Raw genomic sequence first — 20725 nt, forward strand, 5'->3', positions numbered from 1 at the left:
CAGGCATGGCAGGTAAGCCGATCCGGAACATCGTAATTGTCGGCGGCGGCACCGCCGGCTGGATGAGCGCTGCGCCGCTGGCGCTCAAGCTTGGCAAGGCCTGCCGGATCGTGCTGGTCGAATCGCCGGAGATCGGAACGGTGGGCGTTGGCGAGGCGACCCTGCCCACCATCCGCTACTTCAACCACGCGCTGGGGCTGGATAACGCCGATTTCGTCCGCAAGACGCAGGCCACCTACAAGCTCGGTATCGAGTTCAAGGACTGGGGGCATGTTGGCAACCGCTTTTTCCACGGCTTCGGCGACTTCGGCCCCACCATCGAAAACCGTTCGCCGGTGACCTACTGGCTGCGCCTGGCCCGCGAATACAAGGACATGCCGTCCTACGAGGAATGGTCGACAGCGACCGCCATGGCACGCAGTAACCGCTTCATGGAGCCTTACGGCGACCAGCCTGCCGCGACCAATGCCTTCTCTTACGCCTATCATTTCGACGCCAGCCTGTACGCGGCCTACCTGCGCGATTATGCAATGGAGCGCGGCGTGCAGCGCATTGAAGGCTTGATCAGTGAGGTCGAGCAGCATCCTGAAACGGGTTTCATCACCGCGGTGAAGCTGAACGACGGGCGCCGCGTCGAGGGCGACCTGTTCATCGACTGCTCCGGCTTCCGCGGCCTGCTGATCGAAGGCGTCTACCAGGCCGGGTACGACGACTGGAGCGCCATGCTGCCGTGTAACAGCGCGCAGGCCGTACCCTCTGAAAAGGTGGAGCCCCTGACGCCATACACGACGTCCACCGCCCGCAGCGCCGGCTGGACCTGGCGAATCCCGCTGCAACACCGCACCGGCAATGGCCATGTGTATTGCAACGGCTTTACCAGTGACGAAGAGGCGGGACGCGTGCTGCTGGCCGGCCTGGACGGCCGCGCCCTCGATAACCCGCGCCAGCTGCGATTCACCACCGGACGGCGCCGCAAGTCATGGGTCAAGAATTGCGTGGCAATCGGTTTGTCGAGCGGCTTTCTGGAGCCGCTTGAATCGACCAGCATCAATATCATCGAAAACTCGGTTGGCTGGCTGCTGCAGTATTTCCCCGACCGTGACGCCAGCCCGGAGCTGGCCGATGAATTCAACCGGCTGGTGTCGCAGCGCTACGAGTATGTGCGCGACTTCATCATCCTGCACTACAAGGCGACCCGGCGCGACGATTCCGAATTCTGGCGCTATTGCGCCAATATGGCGATCCCGGACACCTTGCGGCACCAGATCGAGCTGTTCCGGGCCACTGGGCGCGTGGCCATTTACGACCGGGACGGCTTTAGCGTCGCTTCCCACGTCTCGATCCTGATGGGGCTGGGGATCGTACCCAGGGCCTACGATCCGCTGGTCGACCTTTTCGACCTGGCGCGCCTGCATGAGCACTTCAGCCGGCTGCGCGAGACCATCAGCCAGGCAGTGGCCGCCATGCCCGGGCATGGCCAATACATTAAGCAATTACGATAGAAGAACCCAGTACGCGTAATTATGAACGCCGTTGGTGACTTTCATAATTGCCGAGACCAGCGCTAGCGGGCAACATTCCATTCGTAAATCAACCAACCCAGTCAGGGAGAAGATTCAAGTGACGAATGGAATATTGCCGGCCGACCTGGAGCGGGCGCTGCTGGTAGGGCGTGTCTGGCGCGAAAACGTGGGCCCTGCAGTCGTCGTAGTGCGCCAAGGCGAAGTATTCGACATCACGCAGCACGCGCCGACCGTGTCCGCGCTGCTCGAACGCGCCGGCCTGCAGGAACTGCTGGCGAACCTGCACGGCGAGCTGCTCGGGACGGCGGAAGAATTGGTGGATGGCTCGGCCGCCGCCCGCGGCTTGCGCCTGCTGGCGCCGTGCGACCTGCAGGCCATCAAGGCCTGCGGCGTCACTTTTGCAGTCAGCCTGCTCGAACGCGTGATCGAAGAGCGCGCAAAGGGCGATCCGGCAAACGCCGCGGGCTTGCGGCGTGAGATCCAGTCGCGCATTGGCGTCGACTTGTCCGAAATCCGCCCCGGCTCCGATGAAGCCATGCGCCTGAAACAAGACCTGCTGGCGCAGGGCTTGTGGTCGCAATACATGGAGGTGGGCATTGGACCAGACGCCGAAGTATTTACCAAATCGCAGCCAATGTCTGCCGTCAGCCATGGCGACGCCGTGGGCCTCCATCCATCCTCGAAATGGAACAATCCCGAGCCGGAAATCGTGCTGGCGGTGAATGGCGCCGGCGTGGCCCTGGGCGCCACCCTGGGCAACGACGTCAACCTGCGCGACATCGAAGGCCGCAGCGCCCTGTTGCTGGGCAAGGCCAAGGACAATAACGCCTCGTGCTCGATTGGCCCCTTCATCCGCCTGTTCGACCAGCACTTCGACATGGACACAATCCGCAACGCGGAAGTGAGCCTCGCGATCGAAGGCGACGACGGCTTCCAGCTGGCGGGCACCAGCCGCATGCGCGAGATCAGCCGCGATCCGCTCGACCTGGTGGCCCAGACCTGCGGCAAGCACCACCAGTATCCCGATGGCTTCATGCTCTTCCTCGGCACCATGTTTTCGCCGACCAAGGACCGCGCTGCGGCTGGCGGCGGCTTCACCCACCACCTGGGTGACCGCGTCAGCATCAGCAGCCCGGCGCTGGGAACCCTGGCCAACCACGTGCAGCGCAGCGACCAGCTGCCGCCCTGGACCTTCGGCGTGCGTGCCCTGTACAGCAACCTGGCGCAGCGCGGCATCGCGCTCGGGGAGTGAACATGGCTGGCAAACCAATGGAATTTGCGCGCTATCCGGACCTGCCGGGCAAACTGGTCGTGGTCACTGGCGGCGGCAGCGGTATCGGCGCTGCCATCGTCGAAGCCTTTGCCGGCCAGGGGGCGCAGGTGGTCTTCCTGGACGTGCAGGACGAACCGTCGCGCGAACTGGCCGCCAGGCTGGCCGGAAGCAGCCACCCGCCGCATTATGTGCACTGCGACCTGACCGACCTGGAGCAACTCGGCGCTGCGTTTACCGCCATTACGCGCGACTACGGCGCTGTCGACGTCCTGGTGAACAATGCCGCCAACGACCAGCGCCACCAGGTGCAGGACGTTACGGCGCAGTACTGGGACCAGAGCCTGGCCGTCAACCTGCGCCACCAGTTCTTCTGCACCCAGGCGGTGGTGCCCGGCATGCAGTCGAAAGGCGCCGGCGTGATCCTGAACTTCGGCTCCATCTCATGGCATCTTGCGCTGGCCGGCTTACCGCTGTACATGGCGGCCAAGGCTGCCATCGAAGGCCTGACGCGCGGCCTGGCGCGCGAGTTGGGCCCGCACGGCATCCGCGTCAACTGCATCGTGCCGGGCGCGGTCAACACGCCGCGCCAGATGGCGCTGTGGCAGACGCCGGAGAGCGAAGGGGCAATCCTGGCAGCGCAATGCCTGCCGCAACGCGTTGAGCCGGATGACGTCGCGGCGCTGACGCTGTTCCTGGCGTCGTCCAACGCGGCGCGCTGCAGCGGACGCGAGTATTTTGTCGATGGCGGCTGGTATGGCGCTTAAGGAGGGTGACACCATGAACAAACGCCGCTTCCGCTCGCAGGACTGGTTCGACAATCCAGAGCGCATCGACATGACTGCGCTCTATCTCGAGCGTTTCATGAATTACGGCATCACGGCCGAGGAACTGCGGTCCGGCCGGCCGATTATCGGCATCGCCCAAAGCGGCAGCGACATCAATCCATGCAACCGCATCCACCTGGAACTGGCCAAGCGGGTGCGCGAGGGCATCCGCGACGCCGGCGGCATTCCGATGGAATTCCCGGTACACCCGACTTTCGAGAATTGCCGGCGGCCGACTGCCGCTATCGATCGCAACCTGGCCTACCTGGGGCTGGTAGAGATCCTGCACGGCTATCCGATTGACGCGGTGGTGCTGATGACCGGTTGCGACAAGAGCACCCCGTCCCAGCTGATGGCCGCGGCCACGGTCGACATTCCAGCCATCGTGCTGTCGGGCGGGCCGATGCTGGACGGCTGGCTCGACGGGGAACTGGTGGGTTCCGGAGCCGCCATCTGGAAAGGCCGGCGTATGATGGCGGCGGGCCAGATCAATGAAGAGAAGTTCCTGCAGATCGCAACGGCGTCCGCCCCTTCTTCGGGACATTGCAACACAATGGGCACCGCCTCCACCATGAATGCGATCGCCGAGGCGCTCGGCATGTCGCTGACCGGTTGCTCGGCCATTCCCGCGCCATACCGCGAACGGGGGCAGATGGCGTATGAAACCGGGCGCCGCATCGTGGCCATGGCGCATGAGGACTTGCGGCCATCGCAGGTCATGACGCGCGCGGCATTCCTGGATGCCATCGTGGTCAACGCCGCCATTGGCGGCTCGACCAACGCACAGCCGCATATCATGGCCATGGCGCGCCATGCCGGCGTTGAAATCACGCCGGAGGACTGGATGCGCTTTGGGTACGACGTGCCTTTGCTGCTCAATATGCAGCCGGCTGGAAAATACCTGGGCGAGCGCTTCCATCGCGCTGGCGGCGTACCGGCCATCATGTGGGAGCTGCTGCAGGCTGGCCGCCTGCTTTCCGATCGCCCAACCGTCACGGGCCGCAGCATGGCCGCCAACCTGGAAGGCCGCGCCACTTCCGACCGTGAAATGATCTATCCGTTTGAACAGCCGCTGAAGAAGCAGGCCGGGTTCCTGGTCCTGAAAGGCAACCTGTTCGATTTCGCCATCATGAAGACCAGTGTAATCTCGGCGGACTTTCGCCAGCGCTACCTGTCTGCACCGGGACATGAAGGCGTGTTCGAATGCCGCGCAGTAGTGTTCGACGGCTCGGACGACTACCATGCCCGCATCAACGATCCGGCGCTCGAGATTGATGCGCGCACCATGCTGGTCATTCGCGGCTCCGGCCCGATCGGCTGGCCGGGCTCGGCCGAGGTGGTCAATATGCAGCCGCCGGATACCTTGCTGAAACAGGGTATCAGCGCTTTGCCGACGCTGGGCGACGGCCGCCAGTCCGGTACTTCGGACAGCCCATCGATCCTGAACGCATCGCCGGAAAGCGCGGCCGGCGGCAACCTGGCATGGCTGCGCACCGGCGACATTATCCGCGTCGACCTGAACGAGGGGCGCTGCGATGTGCTGATCGGCGACGAGGAGTTCGCCGAGCGGAAAAAGCTGGCTCCGGCACCGGTCCCTCCCAGCCAGACGCCGTGGCAGGAGCTGTACCGCGCTACCGTCGGCCAGTTGCAATCCGGGGCCTGCCTGGAATTGGCCGTATCCTACCGTGGGGTTGGCCACGATTTACCGCGCCATAACCATTAAGCTGCCGCCCCTGAATTTCGCAGGGGCTTTTTTACGCGAACTATCATCAATATGCGGCGGTGACATTTCAAGAGAATCTCCCGGGAAGGAAGGCCTATAGTGTACGGGGCGCGGTCGCACGCCCGGCACTTCATTTCACAGGAGATTCAAGCAATTGCTTACCCAGCCCGCCCCGGAACGTTCACGCCAAGGCGCCGTCGCGCACACGGCCGGCTGGTTGCCGCAAGTACGGGATTAGGCGGGTATGGTTTCGATATTTGTGGATGATGTCGATAGAACCCGGCAAGTGAAGGATTGGAAGATTTGGCGGGATACCAAGGAGAAGAAGCTCGTTCTTACCTGCTATTTTCATTCGGGAAAGTCGTTTCATTACCCGCTTGGTAAATGCCGGATTCAACCGACCGTCAAAGTGGATGCGAGATTGCTGTCGCGCGCGGGTGGAAGCGTGTTCAATGCGATCGACAGCGCCGAAATTTACGGCGGACGCTATGCGGTGGTACGGTACGCCGGAAACCCCAACGACTACGTCTGGAATGCGTCGGGTATTACCCTTAGTTCAGTATCCTCCGTCAAGGAGGGGCCAGTATTCCGCTACCTGGCGGACGTCGCGCAAGCCAGGATCGCGATGTCTGCGCCAGCGGACAGGCCAATCACCGAGAATATCCTGCGTCAACTTGAGAAGCTGCCTGCACATGAAGACAGCGTACTTGACGCGTATTGTTCGGGGCAGTGGCGATCGCGGCAACCGGACGGGGAACTGATATATCCATTTGGTGTGAACGAGAGCCAGTTGCAGGCGGTAGAGCAGGCCTTCACGTCCCAGGCAAGTCTGGTTGAAGGTCCGCCAGGTACTGGCAAGACGCAGACAATCCTGAACATCGTCGCAAATATTGTGTTGCGAGGAAAGACCGTTGCGATCCTGTCCAACAACAACGCCGCGGTCGACAACGTCTACGAGAAGCTTGCCAAGGTTGACCTGGACTGGCTGGTTGCCAGGCTGGGGAGCCAGGAAAATCGCCATGAGTTCTTCAAGTCGCTTGCCCCGGTCCACAGCTGCGATCCTGCCGCGGCGCCGAGTATGGAGCAAATCCAGATCTGCCTGCGCAAGTTGAGCGGGCTTCTCCAGGCCCGGGGCAGGGTAGCGCGGCTGACGGCGGAGATCGATGAAATCAATATCGAACTCCGGTACCTGCAGCAATGGCAGGAAGAAAACGAGGTGATGGCGCCGCTGTCTGTGACGAAGTACAAGCTCTCTCCAGGAAAGTCGACGGATTTGATGGCCTACCTGGCCTGCCTCGAAGACAAGCGCCTCAGGATTAAAGACAGGATCGAACTCCTGCTCAATTTCAGAATCCTGCGCATGAAGCCCTTTGATAATCTGGAAAAGCGCAAGGCGGTAATTTACGCGCTCCAGCGGCACTTCTACGAAGAGCTGCTCCGGATGAAGGGGGCGGAACTCGATGACTGCCAACAGGCGCTCGATAGGGGCAATTTCGAGGCGCTGCTGGAGGAGCTGAGCGCCGGGTCGATGTTATATCTGAAACAGCAACTGGCTCGAACGCCGCAGCCTCCTGTGGAGTTCGACGCAAAGACCTACCGCAAGGATTTTGACGCTTTCCTGAAACGATTCCCTGTACTCGGCAGCAGCACACACTCGATTGTCAATTCCCTCGCGCCGGGGACGATACTCGATTACGTCATTATCGATGAGGCGTCGCAACAGGACATTGTTCCAGGAATCCTGGCGCTTGGCTGCGCCAGAAACCTGATCATCGTCGGTGACAGGAAACAGTTGCCGCATATCCCTGCAAAAACGGGGCTTGCCGCACCAGCAGAGTTTTACGATTGCGACAGATATAGCCTGCTCGATTCGTGCATCGGGGTATTTGGAAGCGCCATGCCAATGACGCTGCTGAAGGAGCACTATCGTTGCCATCCAAGGATCATCCAGTTCTGCAACCAGCAGTTCTACGACAATCAGCTTGTACCGATGACCCTGGACTCTGGCGAGAAGCCGCTGAGGCTGATTGTGACCGCCAAGGGAAATCATGAACGCAGGAATGCCAATCGTCGTGAGCTGGACTCATTCCTCGAAACACTCGATTGGAGTGGACCGAGTGACTGGGATGGTGCAAACAGCCGGGGCTTCATCGCGCCATTTAAGGCACAAGTTTCGCTATCGCGCGGGCTGTTGCCATCGGACTTTGTGAAGGAAACTGTGCACAAATTCCAAGGCCGGGAGTGCGATGAGATCGTCTTCTCCACGGTGCTGGACAAAAAGACCAGCGGTTCGGAGAAGCTGGCCTTTGTGGACGATCCTCACCTGGTCAATGTCGCTGTGTCGCGAGCCAGGGAAAGATTTACGCTTGTCACTGGCGACGGCGTTTTCAGCGGAGGTACCGGGCACGTGGCTGCGCTTTTGCGTTACATGGAATATTATGCCGACGTTGATCAAGTCTATCGTGCTCCGGTCGTATCGGCCTTCGACCTGCTATATGAAGAGTATGACCAGTCCCTTGAGAGGCTCAATGATAAATTGCGCGATAGCGATTCAAAGTTCAAGTCCGAACGTATCGTAGCAGCCATTCTGCGCCATGCCTTGAAGCACGAAGCGCACCAGACGATGAAATTCCACAGCCAGGTGCCGCTGATTCAGCTGGTGGCGTCGAGCCGGCTGCCGTTGACTCCGCGCGAAAAGGAATTCATTCGGAATCGCGCGAGCTGTGACTTCGTGCTCTATTTTAAGGTCGGCAAGGCACCTCTCGGCGTGATCGAGGTCGATGGCGGCTCGCATGACTTGCCGCACCAGGCCGAGCTTGACGCCCTTAAGGACAGCATCCTTAAAAAATACGCGATCCCTATCTTGCGGTTAAAGACGGTGGAATCGGAAATTGAAGAAAAGGTGGGGCGATTCCTGTTCCAATGGGCGAGGGGCCCTAGCGGCGATGCTTGCCGAAAAAATCAATGATCAATCGGCCAGCATCGGGACCTGCTTTCGCATTGAACCGTTCCGATGGATCGCCTCCGCTCCACGCGTGGCCAAGGCCGCTAATGCGCACTGAACGTACCACGGGTTTATTGCCAAGCAGGTAGTCGTGAATTTCGTGTGCGTTCCGGCTGCCGCCGCGCAGGGATGGCTTGATCGTTATACGCTGCGCTCCTGTGTCATGGGGCATGCCATTCAATCGCAGCCACTGGCGTATGAGCTGTTGCTGATTTACCGGATGGACCACTTTATCGTCGTCGCCCTGGATGGTCAGGACCGGCATGAGCGGCATCGGCAGGGCAACTCCAGTCAGCGAAGGCCGCCTGCGATGCTCCAGGATGCGTTCGATCGGGCCTTCGGCGGGCGTTGCCGAACCGTGCCGCATCACGCGCAGGCCATCCACCGCATTGCTTGCGGCGCCAAAGACCGGGCTCGAATGCAGGCCGACCGCTGCAATCAACTCAGGATGATTGAGCGCCAGTATGGCGGCCATTCCGGCGCCGGCGGAAATGCCGCAGGCGTAGATCCGGCTGCGGTTGATTGGGTACTGTGTGCAGATCTTTTCAATCAGTCCCGCCAAGGCAGCGGCTTCATCGCTGCCTTGCTGTACCGACGAGGAATACCAACGCCAGCAGCGCTGTGCCTGCATGCTGAGCGGTTGCTGCGGGTACAGCACTGCATATCCCTTGCCCTCTGCCAGGTGATTCATTCGCGTCCCTTTGGCGAGCTGGGTAGCGCTTTGATGGCAACCGTGCAGCATCACAATCAGGGGCCAGCCATGGCGGACTACAGTTTCGGGGATCTGTTCAGGCGTATACAGCCAATAGTTCATCCGTGCGAGATGGCTTCGGGATTGCAGCGGATATGCAAACTGGCCGGCTTGCCAGTTACCCGGGGCGGGATGGACATCCTTACGTTCGTGCGAACGGATTGGCACCTTCCTGGACGATGAGCCAGTCCGTTTTACGGCTTTGGGCGCTGAGGCAGCGACGAGTTTGGTGACTAAACGCTGCTGTGCTTTACCGGCGCGTGCCAGGCTGCGCAGCAATTGGGATACTGGATTTGCTTTTGCCATCAGGACTCCGCCGGTTTTTGCTGCGCTGCAGTATGTTACCCCGCCCGGCCCGTTCCGGAGCGTCCGATATGCAGCGCCTCTCCATCCTGTGCAATAATCGATTTCATCACCCTGATGAGGCGTGGCGCTATTTGAGGAATGGTAGCGCTTGCCATCCGGAACGCTATCAAGATGTCCTTTTCACTCCGTCTGTTGTTTGCCATCACTCTCATCCCAAAGACCATCTATGCGGCGGAGCTGGTGATGGCCATCTCGAACGGCAGCGGCATGCCAATGACCGACATTCGTGCCGAGGAATTGAAAGGCGGGATACTCAAGGAGTTCGGGGATGCATTGGGTGAACAGTTGCATCTCCAGCCGCGCTACCTGATCTTGCCACGCACCAGGGTTGAAGGCGCACTCTTGCGCGGGCACGCCGACTTGCTATGCGACCTGCGGCCCGAGTGGCTCGACAACCAGACCTTCCTCTGGTCCGACGCGATCATCTCGAATCGGATGATTGTTGCCATGCGCCGCGAAAGACCTTTGCCAGCGTCCCTGGATGCCATCGCAGGGCTGCGCGTCGGTACTGTCCGGGGGTACCGCTACCCGGAAGTCGAGCGCTTGCAGCCGGCGATCGCGCGTGATAACGCTGCCAACGATAGCCAGAACCTGGAGAAGCTGCTGCTTGGGCGCTTTGACTTTATTTTCACGAACCGCATTTATTTCGACTGGCAGCGCAAGGTGCATCCTGAACGGGAGCGCCTGGCTCCCTACGACCTGAAGATCACGGACTTTGATACTTACTGTGCAATCCCCGCGCATGGCAAGCTTGCTATCAAGGACCTGAACCAGGCGATTGCGACGCTTAAGGCGCGTGGCACCATCCAATCGATCCTGGCGCGTTACCGGCCGCATGGCCCATCCTGAAATTTCGCGCTTCCGGCCAGCGGGCGCACAAGGTCCACACCTTGTGCGCAAGTATGGTTCGACGAAGTAAGCGACGATGCCGCCAGGTTCGTCAAATTCCTGCCTTTGCTGAGAAGGATGGCCAATGCGGGCAGCAAGATGGCGCAGGCCGGCCGGCTCGAGCTGGCTGCGCCCGCGGCGCATTATCTTCCCGACGGCTATCGGCATTTTCACGACCCGCTGCGGCGCACTGCCCGCGACTCGGGTCCGGGAAACCGCTGGCGTTCATTTCCGAACCTGGCCTGGGCTGGCGCTGTTCCGGCGCAGGGTACCTGGTACTGCAGGACATCATGGAGTCAATTGCGCAAACGGGGCTTGCCGAACATCTCGACCAGCATTTGTTCGCTCGCCTAACAGTCAGAACTGCTCGTTGCGCGCCACGAGTTCACCAGGGGAGCCGAGCAAGAAAATATTGTCGTTCAGCGCCTCTTCGGTTTTGTAGCGCTCATAGGTGGTAAGGGAAGGCAGCAGGTCGCGCACCAGTGACTGCTGGCTCGGGGTGGTTTTGTCCTTTGTCAGCTTGCCGAGCAGGAACGTCTGCACCCGCTCCGACTGATTTGCCATCTGTTCCAACGTCGCCTTGTTCAACTTTCCGTCCCTGAAGTTCAGCGAGACATTGCTGCGCGCGCTGTCGTCAATCTGATGGTATTCATAGTTCTGGGTCTGCGGCGTTCCGTCGAAAAAGGGCGCACTGGATTTTTCGATGGCGGTATGGAATTGGGCCCCCAGGTGTGATTGCTGCGATTGGCTGATGGCGCGCTCGTTGAGCGTTGGGGTCTTCACCGTGGTCGACTGCGAAACATCGTAGGAGAAATTATCCTGTTCCAGCGGCTTGCGCGGATTGCTCGATGTTGGTGTCTGGGTGACGGAAGCACTGAAATCGGAAAGGCCGGTGAGGGTGCTGCGGTCGGAGTTCAGCTGCCAGCGGGAATCCGCAGCAAGCGCATCCTTGCGCTCCTCGCTGGTAGCGGTTCGATTCATGTCCGAGAAAGCGTCCTTGAACATGGCCATCAACCTCTTGTCGCCGTGACCGCGCGACACTGCCTGGTCGAATTGGGCAAGGTAATTGTTGATGGCCTTTGCCTGCTGCTGCCTGGTGCCGACGTGCTCCACGGCGCCCGTATCCACATTCACTTCAGCCTTGCCATCGGGCCCGCCTATGCTCACTTTGCGCCGCGCGTCGTCAATGCTGAAATCCAGGGTTTGCGTGGTGGCGTCGGCTGTCTTCACTTCGGCATGGAAGTCGATGGACTGCACAAACTGGTGATCGAACCGGGTCAGGCCGCCTAACCGTACTTGCGGATTCGGTTCGGCCATTCCGTCAATGGCGGCCTGGAATGCGTCCGCCAGCCCGGCAAGGGCTTGGCGCTCATCATCCTTCAACTCGGCGCTTGAACTGACCTGGAAGATCATTTCGTCATCCACATTGGCCAGCGTCAGTTCAAGCTTGGCGCCACTTCGTGTCGTGACGCTCAGCCCGAATCTGTTGTCGACGGTGTCGGGCAATTTCGCATGGTCGGGCGGAATCACCGAACCGGTGCCGAGCTGCTTCAGGATATCCGCACCCAGCTCATGGTAGCGCTGACCCGTCGAAACCGGGGCGGCGGCAGCGGCGAGCGCTTCCGGGCTCAGTGCGACGATGGTTGACGGCGGCGACGTGCCGGCCGCCGCGTCGAGCCTGGCGACGACCGGATTGAGGCTCCGGCCGGATGCCGGCGCCGCGTAGCGGCTGGCTGGTTGCCAGTTGGAGAGAGTGGAAATTGAGCTCATTCCCACTTAACGGAAATTCATTAGTGAAACTTTAATTGTGACCCTTCGGCATTGCAAAGCGTGCTACCCTACCATTGCTTTTGAGGAAATGTTTTTCGTGCCCGTTTTGCGATCCGCAGCGGGCGGTTCCACAATCCAGGCCGGCTGCCGCTACCCGCTGCGGGCCCGCCAGGATTGGTCCTGCGTCACCATCGCAATTGAAGGAATCTGAATGAGCAAGGGCGAACCACTTCGCCTGCACGTGCCCGAACCGACGGGACGTCCAGGCTGTGCAACTGATTTTACCTATCTCCGGCTTTCGCCGGCCGGCGCCGTGCGCCGTCCCGAGGTTGACGTGGCTCCCATGGACACGCGCGATCTCGCATACTCCCTGATCAGCGTGATCGACGCCGAAGGCAACGCAGTCGGGCCCTGGGTCCCCGAAATCGATATCGAAACCGTGCGCAAAGGCATGCGCGCCATGATGAAGACGCGCATCTTCGATAGCCGCATGCTGATGGCGCAGCGCCAGAAGAAGATGTCTTTCTATATGCAGAGCCTTGGCGAGGAGGCCATCGGCACCGCGCAAGCGCTGGCGCTCAATGTGGACGACATGTGTTTTCCCACCTATCGCCAGCAAAGCATCCTGGTGGTGCGCGACTACCCGATGGTGGACATGATCTGCCAGCTGATGTCGAATGAGCGCGATCCGCTCAAAGGCCGCCAGTTGCCCGTCATGTACTCGGTGAAGAAGGCGGGCTTCTTTTCGATTTCCGGCAACCTCGCGACGCAATATATCCAGGCAGTGGGCTGGGGCATGGCGTCTGCGATCAAGGGCGATACCAAGATTGCATCGGCATGGATCGGTGACGGCGCCACGGCGGAGGCGGACTTCGACACCGCACTGACTTTCGCCCACGTGTATCGCGCCCCGGTGATCCTCAATGTGGTCAACAACCAGTGGGCCATCTCGACCTTCCAGGCCATTGCCGGCGGCGAGGACACCACATTCGCTGCGCGTGGCGTAGGCTGCGGTATCGCGTCGCTGCGTGTCGACGGCAATGACTTCCTGGCGGTGTACGCGGCGTCGCGCTGGGCCGCCGAGCGGGCGCGCCGCAACCTCGGCCCCTGCCTGATCGAATGGGTTACCTATCGCGCGGGCCCGCATTCTACCTCCGACGACCCATCAAAGTACCGACCCGGCGACGACTGGTCGCATTTCCCCCTTGGGGATCCGATCGCACGCCTGAAGCAGTACCTGATCAAGGCCGGCGCCTGGTCCGAGCAGGAGCACGAGGAAACCCAGAAACGGCTGGAGGCGGAAGTCCTGGCGGCGCAGAAGGAGGCCGAGCAGTACGGCACCATGGCCAGCGGCCATACCTTCAGTCCCGCGGAAATGTTCGACGGCATCTATAAGGAATTGCCGGAACACTTGCGCGTGCAACGTCAGCAACTGGGGATCTGAGATGGCGGAAAACACAGTAAAAACTTCCATGACCATGATCCAGGCGCTGCGTTCGGCGATGGATGTGATGATGGAGAAGGATGAAAATGTCGTGGTCTTCGGCCAGGACGTTGGCTACTTTGGCGGCGTGTTCCGCTGCACCGAGGGCCTGCAAAAGAAATACGGCAAATCGCGCGTGTTCGATACACCGATTTCCGAAGGCGGCATCGTCGGCGTGGCCATTGGCATGGGGGCGTACGGCCTTCGGCCATGTATCGAAATCCAGTTTGCCGACTATATCTACCCGGCTTACGACCAGATCGTGTCGGAGGCGGCGCGACTGCGCTTCCGTTCGGCCGGTGACTTTACCGCGCCGATCACCATCCGTACGCCATGCGGTGGCGGCATTTACGGTGGCCAGACGCACAGCCAAAGCCCGGAGGCGGTCTTCGCCCACGTCTGCGGCTTGCGCACGGTGATGCCGTCGAATCCTTACGACGCCAAGGGACTGCTGATTTCTTCGATCGAGAACGACGACCCGGTGATCTTCCTCGAACCGAAGCGCTTATACAACGGCCCGTTTGACGGCCACCACGATAAGCCGGTGGTGCCCTGGTCGCAGAATCCTTTGGGCGAAGTGCCCGAAGGCTATTACACCGTCCCGCTGGACAAGGCGGCCATTTTCCGGCCGGGCAAGCAACTCACCGTACTTGCCTACGGCACCATGGTGTGGGTATGCGAGGCCGCCGCGCGGGAGACCGGCATCGATGCCGAGATCATCGACCTGCGCAGCCTGTGGCCGCTGGACCTTGAGACCATCGTCGAGTCGGTCAGGAAGACCGGCCGTTGCGTGGTGGTGCACGAAGCCACCCGTACTTGCGGCTTCGGCGCCGAACTGGTGTCGCTGGTGCAGGAACATTGCTTCTACCACCTGGAAGCGCCGATCGAACGTGTGACGGGCTGGGACACGCCTTATCCGCACGCGCAGGAGTGGGCGTATTTCCCTGGGCCGGCGCGTGTTGGCGCGGCGTTCAAACGTACGGTGGAGGCATAAAGATGGGTATTCACGTCATCAAGATGCCTGATATTGGCGAGGGCATTGCAGAAGTTGAGCTGGTCATGTGGCATGTCAAGGTGGGCGACGCCGTTACGGAGGACATGATCCTGGCTGATGTCATGACCGACAAGGCCACCATCGAGATCCCGTCGCCGGTGCACGGCACCGTGGCCATGCTGGGTTGCGCGGCGGGGCAGGTGATGGCTGTTGGGGCGGACCTGATTCATATTGAAGTGGAGGGTGCGGGCAACCTGAAACCGCAGGCTGCAAGCGCTGCCGCTGCCGCTTCCGCTGCAGCTGCAGCACCGGGGCAGGCTGCGCCACCGGCGCCGGTTGCCGCTGCTGCGCCTGTGCCGGCGGCGGTTGCTCCTGCGCCTGCTGCAGCCAAGGCCGCGGCGCCGCCGGCAGCGCACGCGTCCACGCCTGCGTCGACCCGCGTTGCGCGTGAGCCCGGCGAACGTCCGCTCGCTTCGCCGGCAGTGCGCAAGAGGGCCTGGGACATGGGTGTTGAACTGCAGTTCGTGCATGGCAGCGGTCCAGCCGGCCGCATCCAGCACGCGGACCTCGACTCTTATGCTGCGCGCGGCGTCCAGGGTGGACCAGCCGCTGTCGCGCGCGGTTATCGCGAGATCCACACGGAACAGGCGATTCCCCTGATAGGGCTGCGCCGCAAGATCGCGCAGAAAATGCAGGAATCGAAGCGCCGCATCCCTCACTTCTCCTATGTCGAGGAGGTCGATGTCACCGAGCTGGAGAACCTGCGCCTCCGCATGAACGAGCAATGGGGCAAGGATCGCGGAAAACTGACGGTGCTGCCGTTGCTGGCGCGCGCCCTGGTGGTTGCGCTGCGCCAGTTTCCACAGATGAACGCACGCTTCGATGACGACGCGGGCGTGGTCACGCAGTACGGTGCCGTCCATCTCGGGGTTGCGACGCAGACCGATTCGGGGCTGATGGTATCGGTGCTGCGCCACGCCGAGGCGCGCGATATGTGGTCCTGTGCCGCAGAGATCGGGCGCCTTGCCGATGCTGCGCGTACCGGCAAGGCCACGCGCGACGAGCTGTCCGGTTCGACCATCACCATTTCCAGCCTCGGTGCGCTGGGCGGGATCGTCACCACCCCCGTGATCAACCATCCGGAAGTGGCCATCATCGGCGTCAACAAGATCGTGGAGCGGCCCATGGTACGGCAGGGGGCGGTAGTAATCCGCAAGATGATGAACCTGTCGTCCTCATTCGACCACCGCGTGGTCGACGGAATGGATGCCGCCCAGTTCGTGCAAACCATCCGCGGCCTGCTCGAATGCCCAGCCATGCTCTTTGTGGAGTAATCAATGAATCAACACACCACTACGCTGCTGGTAATCGGCGGCGGTCCCGGCGGCTATATTGCGGCCATTCGCGCCGGGCAGCTGGGTATTCCGACCACGCTGGTCGAAGCTGCGGAACTTGGCGGCACATGCCTCAATGTCGGCTGCATTCCATCGAAAGCGCTGATCCATGCGGCGGAGGAATTTGAGAAAGCCAGCCATTTCGCGAGCGGATCGGCGCTCGGGATTTCGGTGCAGGCGCCGCGCATCGACATTGGCCAGACCGTGCTGTGGAAAGACGGCATCGTCGCTCGCCTGACCGGCGGCGTGGCGGCATTGCTGAAGAAAAGCGGGGTGCGCGTCGTCAAGGGATGGGCCAATATCGTCGATGGCAAGACGGTCGAAGTGGTTCGCGACGGCGAAAGCCCGCAGCGTATCGGCTGCGAACACCTGCTGCTGGCCACCGGTTCGCATGCTACCGAATTGCCCTTCATGCCGTTTGGCGGGAAAGTGATCAGTGCAACGGAAGCACTGTCGCCCAAGACCGTGCCGGGCAAACTGGTGGTGGTGGGAGCAGGGTACATCGGTCTCGAACTGGGTATTGCTTATGCCAAGCTGGGGGCGCAGGTTGCCGTGGTGGAGGCACAGGAGCGGATCCTGCCCGCCTACGATACGGAATTGATCCGTCCGGTGGCCATTGCACTCAAGGGACTGGATGTCGAGACCCATCTTGGGTGCTCGGTGCTCGGGCTGGAGCAAGGGGGCGTGGCGGTGCGCATTCGAAATGCCGCCGGCGAAGAGTCGGCATTGGCGGCGGACCAGGTGCTGGTCGCAGTCGGGCGCCGTCCGAATACACGCGGCTTCGGCCTGGAAAAGCTGCGCATCGACATGGATGGCCACTTCATCAAGGTCGACGACCAGTGCCGCACCTCGATGCGCGATGTGTGGGCGATCGGCGACGTGACCGGCGAACCGATGCTGGCGCATCGCGCCATGGCACAGGGCGAAATGGTGGCCGAGGTCATTAGCGGCAAGCGCCGCCATTTCAGCCCTGCCGCTATTGCGGCGGTGTGCTTTACCGATCCGGAAGTCGTGGTGGCCGGCGCCACGCCCCAGCAGGCACGAGTGCAGGGGATCGACTTCATCGAGGCCGTGTTCCCGTTTGCCGCCAACGGGCGCGCCATGTCACTCGAATCAAAGGACGGTTTCGTCCGGGTGGTAGCGCGCCGCGACAATCACCTGATCGTCGGCTGGCAGGCAGTGGGCAAGGCCGTGTCGGAGCTATCCGCGGCGTTCGCCCAATCCATCGAGATGGGGGCGACGCTGGAAGACGTGGCGGGGACGATCCACGCGCATCCCACCTTGGGCGAAGCGATCCAGGAAGCAGCGCTGCGGGCGTTGGGGCATGCGCTGCATATCTGATCGGCCTTGTTACTGTTGCGGCTGTGCCGGCGGCTGCGGTTGCTGCTGGTTGCGCTTGGCGATTTCGTTGCCAACATAACCGCCGCCAATCGCACCGACCACGGTAGCCACCTTGCGGCCATTGCCGCCGCCAACCTGGTTGCCGATCAAACCACCCACCACCGCGCCGATGCCGATGCCTAAAGCACTATTCTGTGGCGCAGCGACCGTGGCCGGTGCTGGCGCTTGCGCTTGCGGTTCAGCGGCCGCCACCTGCTGCGCCGGCGGGTAGTTACGGCGCGCCGGCGTCCTGTGCTCCACTACCTTGCGTGCTTCGGGTTCAGGCGCCGGCGCCGAGACCGCAACGGCTGCCGGCGTTGCGACGGCGGCTATCGGGGCGGCTGCCGCACTTGGCATGGTGGTCGCTTGGGAGTTCGGCAGCAGGCCGGCGATGGATGCGGCTCCAACCAGGCTCACGAGCGCAACCGAGGCGGCTGCGGCGATAATCATTGGATGAATTTTGGTGCGGGCGCTGTTTTCCATTTTCTTCTTTCGTGAATTCGCCATCATTGGCGCTTGCTCACTAAACGGCTGGGAAAGGCAAGGCGGTGACGCAAAAAGTGTTTCACGGGTAAGTAAATGTAAGCGGTTGAAGTAGCATATTTGGCAATTCGAGGCAGGAATTCGACCATTCGTCGCAAGCGAAGGACAGCAACCTGCCACCGCTCATAAAATTCAAGCTGGCCAATCCGAGCCGCTTTAGAAGAGAGAATCCATGAGAATTCCCCTGACCGTCCTTGCCTTGTCGCTGTCCGCCATGGGCGCCCATGCCGAATCGCCGTTCAAGTTCGCCGCCACCCCGGGCAAGCTGCCCAAGGACGTGATTCCGCTCCAATATACGGCGCACCTGGTGCCGGATGTTGCGAACAACACATTCAGCGGCTCCGAAACGATTGATGTCGAGGTGAAGCAGGCCACTTCCAGCATCATGCTCAATGCCCTGAACATGGAGATCGACGCCGCCGCCCTGAGCGGCAAGGGATTGCCGGAAACCAGGCTGGACCCGGTGCTCGACAAAAAGGCTCAAACGCTCAGCTTCAAGCTGGCCAAGCCGCTGCTGCCGGGCAAATACACGCTTGCGCTCAAGTTTCGCGGCGTGGTCAATCGTGAACCGCGCGGCCTGTTCTACCTGAAGTACAAGAGCGGCGCGGACGACAAGTCCCTGCTGGCAACCACCATGGAGCCGACCGATGCACGCCGCTTGCTGCCTACCTGGGACGAACCTTCGTTCCGCGCCAGGTTCAAGCTGACCGTGGACGTGCCGGCCAGCTTCAAAGCCTTCTCGAACACGCCGGCTGAAAAGCAGGAAACCCTGCCTGGCGGCCTGCAGCGCGTATCCTTCGGTGTCACGCCAAAGATGCCGAGTTACCTTTTCGTGCTGGTCGCTGGTGAAATGGCGCGCAATGTGGCCGCGCAGGACGGGGTTGAGATCGGCGTTGTATCCACCATCGGAAAGGAGGGTTCGACCCAGTTCGCGCTGGACTCCTCCAAAGAACTCCTGCATTACTACAACAATTATTTCGGCGTGCCTTACCCGCTGGCAAAGCTGGACCAGATCGCCATCCCCGGCATGAACGGCGCGATGGAGAACTGGGGCGGCATCGTCTACAACGAAGCGACCTTGCTGTACGACGCGAAGAAGAACCCCGAGACCACAAAGCAGACCGTATACGCCGTCACGGCGCACGAGATGGCACACCAGTGGTTCGGCAACCTGGTCACCATGGCCTGGTGGGACAACCTCTGGCTCAACGAAGGCTTTGCTTCCTGGATGGGCACCAAGGCGACCGCCCGTTTCCATCCTGAATGGCGTATGCAGCTCGACGCGATGGTGGACCGCGAGAGCGTGATGAACCTGGATGCGCGCGCGACCACGCATCCGATCCAGACCAAGGTCGAGAACGAAGAACAGGCCAACAGCGTGTTCGATGCGATCACTTACGGCAAGGGCCAGGCCTTCCTGCACATGCTGGAGGCGTACCTGGGCGAGGATGCGTTCCGCGAAGGTATCCGGGCCTACATGGCCAAGCACAAATACTCCAACACGACGAGCGCCGACCTGTGGGCGGCACTGGAGAAGGCGTCCGGCAAACCGGTTGCCATGCTGGCTTCAGACTGGACCACCCAGGCAGGCGTGCCCGTTGTAAAAGTGGCGCAAAGCTGCGAGAACGGCCAGCGCAAGGTCACGCTGACGCAGCAGCCTTTCGTGTTGGACGGCAGCCCCGTGCCGACGCGCCAGTGGCATATCCCGGTTGCGCTCGGCACCGTCGGCGGCAAGGTGGAGTACACCATGCTGTCGGGCGCCAGCAGCACCGTGACCCGTCCCGGCTGCGACGGCCAATTGATCGTCGACCCTGACAGTGTCGGCTATTATCGCGTGCAGTACGACGATGCCAGTTTCAATGCGCTGGCTGCGATGGCCACCGGGCTGCCGGACGCCAGCCGCGTCAAGCTGCTGGGCGACGCCTGGGCCATGGTGGTGAGTGAACGCATCCCCCTTTCGCGCTACCTGTCATTGGCCAGCCAGTTCAAGGACGAGCCGCGCCTTGCCGTCTGGGGCGCAATGCTGAACAACCTGGGCAACCTGTATAACCTGGCGCAGGGTACGCCGGAACGCGCCAAGCTTGGCCGCTACATCGCCACGCTGGTGCTGCCGAAGTTCCAGGCCTTGGGCTGGGAAGAGAAGCCGGGCGAATCGGTCGAGGACCGCCAGCTGCGCACTGCGCTGGCCGGCGTATTGGCCCGTACCGGCGACGAGAAGGTGATCGCCGAAGCCCGTGCGCGTTTCCAGCGTTACCTGGCGGATCCGGCCAGCTTGCCGCCTTCCTCGCTGGGCTTCGTGATGTCGGTGGTGGGACGCTATGCGGACGAGACGACCTACGATGCGCTGAAAGGACTGGCACTGAAGGCGCAGTCGGTGGAAGAGCGCAACCGCTTCGCGCGCTCGCTGGCGATGGCGATCGACCCCAAGCTGTCCGAGCGCACGCTGCAAATCGCACTGTTGCCCGACCTGCCGATCCAGCTGACCAGCATGGTGTTACCGAGCGTGGCCTCGGCGGAACACGTCGGGCAGGCCTGGACCTTCGCGGTTGCGAATCGCGAGGCGCTGCTGAAGAACCAGGATTCGGTGGCGGGCAACCGCATGTATTCGGCCATTGTCGCCAGCTCGGTCGACGCCGCCGATGCGGACCGGATGGAAGCCTATGTCAAGGAGCACTTCTCGGCCGACGCTCTGGTCGATGCCAAGCGAATTGGCAACGGCGTCAGGGTGCGTGCCAAGCAAAGGGCGCTGCTCGTTTCGCAGATTGGTCCGGCCCTCGATGAGATGAAATAAGGGCGAGGCCGGGCGACA

General features: G+C 61.6%; 15 protein-coding genes. 12 read left to right on the forward strand and 3 right to left on the reverse strand.

The window, feature by feature from the left end:
• Positions 1 to 5 precede the first annotated feature (5 nt).
• From ASE26_RS18505 to ASE26_RS18525, 5 genes are all read left to right on the forward strand, one after another.
• Positions 6 to 1502, forward strand: a complete 1497-nt coding sequence (locus ASE26_RS18505) for a tryptophan halogenase family protein (protein WP_057246710.1) — start codon at positions 6 to 8, stop codon at positions 1500 to 1502.
• A gap of 118 nt (positions 1503 to 1620) precedes the next feature.
• Complete coding sequence (locus tag ASE26_RS18510; RefSeq protein ID WP_229207014.1) at positions 1621 to 2775, forward strand: fumarylacetoacetate hydrolase family protein; 1155 nt, start codon at positions 1621 to 1623, stop codon at positions 2773 to 2775.
• A gap of 17 nt (positions 2776 to 2792) precedes the next feature.
• On the forward strand, positions 2793 to 3560 hold the full coding sequence (locus tag ASE26_RS18515) for an SDR family NAD(P)-dependent oxidoreductase (RefSeq protein ID WP_055923820.1): 768 nt from the start codon (positions 2793 to 2795) through the stop codon (positions 3558 to 3560).
• Between the two features lie 13 nt (positions 3561 to 3573).
• Positions 3574 to 5343 (forward strand): IlvD/Edd family dehydratase, encoded by a 1770-nt coding sequence (locus ASE26_RS18520; RefSeq protein WP_057246783.1) that lies wholly within the window; start codon positions 3574 to 3576, stop codon positions 5341 to 5343.
• Between the two features lie 244 nt (positions 5344 to 5587).
• Entirely contained in the window at positions 5588 to 8311 is a 2724-nt protein-coding gene (locus tag ASE26_RS18525) for an AAA domain-containing protein (RefSeq protein WP_057246711.1), read from the forward strand.
• Here the strand turns inward: ASE26_RS18525 and ASE26_RS18530 are convergent.
• On the reverse strand, positions 8280 to 9404 hold the full coding sequence (locus ASE26_RS18530; RefSeq protein ID WP_082507033.1) for a PHB depolymerase family esterase: 1125 nt from the start codon (positions 9402 to 9404) through the stop codon (positions 8280 to 8282). The genes ASE26_RS18525 and ASE26_RS18530 overlap by 32 nt on opposite strands.
• Positions 9405 to 9542: 138 nt before the next feature.
• On the opposite strand from ASE26_RS18530, the gene ASE26_RS18535 reads away from it, so the two are divergent.
• On the forward strand, positions 9543 to 10313 hold the full coding sequence (locus ASE26_RS18535; RefSeq protein WP_229207013.1) for an ABC transporter substrate-binding protein: 771 nt from the start codon (positions 9543 to 9545) through the stop codon (positions 10311 to 10313).
• A gap of 117 nt (positions 10314 to 10430) precedes the next feature.
• Positions 10431 to 10706, forward strand: coding sequence for a hypothetical protein (locus ASE26_RS30740; protein WP_156397800.1), 276 nt, complete (start codon positions 10431 to 10433; stop codon positions 10704 to 10706).
• A 3-nt stretch (positions 10707 to 10709) separates the two neighbouring features.
• On the opposite strand, the gene ASE26_RS18540 is transcribed toward ASE26_RS30740, so the two are convergent.
• A complete protein-coding gene (locus ASE26_RS18540; RefSeq protein WP_057246712.1) occupies positions 10710 to 12122 on the reverse strand; it encodes a hypothetical protein in 1413 nt (470 codons plus the stop codon).
• Positions 12123 to 12333: 211 nt separating this feature from the next.
• Between ASE26_RS18540 and ASE26_RS18545 the strand changes: the two genes are divergently transcribed.
• The 4 genes from ASE26_RS18545 to lpdA are packed head-to-tail and all read left to right on the forward strand — an operon-like array spanning position 12334 to position 17334.
• Positions 12334 to 13566, forward strand: a complete 1233-nt coding sequence (locus tag ASE26_RS18545) for a 3-methyl-2-oxobutanoate dehydrogenase (2-methylpropanoyl-transferring) subunit alpha (RefSeq protein WP_055923808.1) — start codon at positions 12334 to 12336, stop codon at positions 13564 to 13566.
• A 1-nt stretch (position 13567) separates the two neighbouring features.
• Positions 13568 to 14599, forward strand: a complete 1032-nt coding sequence (locus tag ASE26_RS18550; protein WP_055923805.1) for an alpha-ketoacid dehydrogenase subunit beta — start codon at positions 13568 to 13570, stop codon at positions 14597 to 14599.
• Positions 14600 to 14601: 2 nt separating this feature from the next.
• On the forward strand, positions 14602 to 15933 hold the full coding sequence (locus ASE26_RS18555) for a dihydrolipoamide acetyltransferase family protein (RefSeq protein ID WP_055923802.1): 1332 nt from the start codon (positions 14602 to 14604) through the stop codon (positions 15931 to 15933).
• A 3-nt stretch (positions 15934 to 15936) separates the two neighbouring features.
• The gene (gene lpdA, locus ASE26_RS18560; RefSeq protein ID WP_055923799.1) at positions 15937 to 17334 is read left to right on the forward strand and encodes a dihydrolipoyl dehydrogenase; all 1398 of its coding nucleotides are present in this window, start codon (positions 15937 to 15939) and stop codon (positions 17332 to 17334) included.
• A gap of 9 nt (positions 17335 to 17343) precedes the next feature.
• On the opposite strand, the gene ASE26_RS31875 is transcribed toward lpdA, so the two are convergent.
• Positions 17344 to 17823: a glycine zipper 2TM domain-containing protein gene (locus ASE26_RS31875; protein WP_255356969.1), complete on the reverse strand. Its 480-nt coding sequence runs from the start codon at positions 17821 to 17823 to the stop codon at positions 17344 to 17346.
• 265 nt (positions 17824 to 18088) lie between these two features.
• Here ASE26_RS31875 and ASE26_RS18570 point away from each other — a divergent pair, with 265 nt between their 5' ends.
• Entirely contained in the window at positions 18089 to 20707 is a 2619-nt protein-coding gene (locus ASE26_RS18570; protein ID WP_055923793.1) for a M1 family metallopeptidase, read from the forward strand.
• The last annotated feature ends 18 nt before the right edge of the window (positions 20708 to 20725 follow it).

It is taken from the genome of Duganella sp. Root198D2 (assembly GCF_001428585.1).
Classification (GTDB): domain Bacteria; phylum Pseudomonadota; class Gammaproteobacteria; order Burkholderiales; family Burkholderiaceae_D; genus Rugamonas.

What these genes read in the sequence shown, in the direction of transcription:
- ASE26_RS30740 (WP_156397800.1), top strand. Translation starts at nt 10,431, where the DNA reads ATGGCCAATGCGGGCAGCAAGATGGCGCAGGCCGGCCGGCTCGAGCTG.
- ASE26_RS18570 (WP_055923793.1), top strand. Translation starts at nt 18,089, where the DNA reads ATGAGAATTCCCCTGACCGTCCTTGCCTTGTCGCTGTCCGCCATGGGC.
- ASE26_RS18535 (WP_229207013.1), top strand. Translation starts at nt 9,543, where the DNA reads ATGGTAGCGCTTGCCATCCGGAACGCTATCAAGATGTCCTTTTCACTC.
- ASE26_RS18505 (WP_057246710.1), top strand. Translation starts at nt 6, where the DNA reads ATGGCAGGTAAGCCGATCCGGAACATCGTAATTGTCGGCGGCGGCACC.
- ASE26_RS31875 (WP_255356969.1), bottom strand. Translation starts at nt 17,823, where the DNA reads ATGATTATCGCCGCAGCCGCCTCGGTTGCGCTCGTGAGCCTGGTTGGA.
- ASE26_RS18550 (WP_055923805.1), top strand. Translation starts at nt 13,568, where the DNA reads ATGGCGGAAAACACAGTAAAAACTTCCATGACCATGATCCAGGCGCTG.
- ASE26_RS18515 (WP_055923820.1), top strand. Translation starts at nt 2,793, where the DNA reads ATGGAATTTGCGCGCTATCCGGACCTGCCGGGCAAACTGGTCGTGGTC.
- ASE26_RS18545 (WP_055923808.1), top strand. Translation starts at nt 12,334, where the DNA reads ATGAGCAAGGGCGAACCACTTCGCCTGCACGTGCCCGAACCGACGGGA.
- ASE26_RS18520 (WP_057246783.1), top strand. Translation starts at nt 3,574, where the DNA reads ATGAACAAACGCCGCTTCCGCTCGCAGGACTGGTTCGACAATCCAGAG.
- ASE26_RS18540 (WP_057246712.1), bottom strand. Translation starts at nt 12,122, where the DNA reads ATGAGCTCAATTTCCACTCTCTCCAACTGGCAACCAGCCAGCCGCTAC.
- ASE26_RS18530 (WP_082507033.1), bottom strand. Translation starts at nt 9,404, where the DNA reads ATGGCAAAAGCAAATCCAGTATCCCAATTGCTGCGCAGCCTGGCACGC.
- ASE26_RS18555 (WP_055923802.1), top strand. Translation starts at nt 14,602, where the DNA reads ATGGGTATTCACGTCATCAAGATGCCTGATATTGGCGAGGGCATTGCA.
- ASE26_RS18525 (WP_057246711.1), top strand. Translation starts at nt 5,588, where the DNA reads ATGGTTTCGATATTTGTGGATGATGTCGATAGAACCCGGCAAGTGAAG.
- lpdA (WP_055923799.1), top strand. Translation starts at nt 15,937, where the DNA reads ATGAATCAACACACCACTACGCTGCTGGTAATCGGCGGCGGTCCCGGC.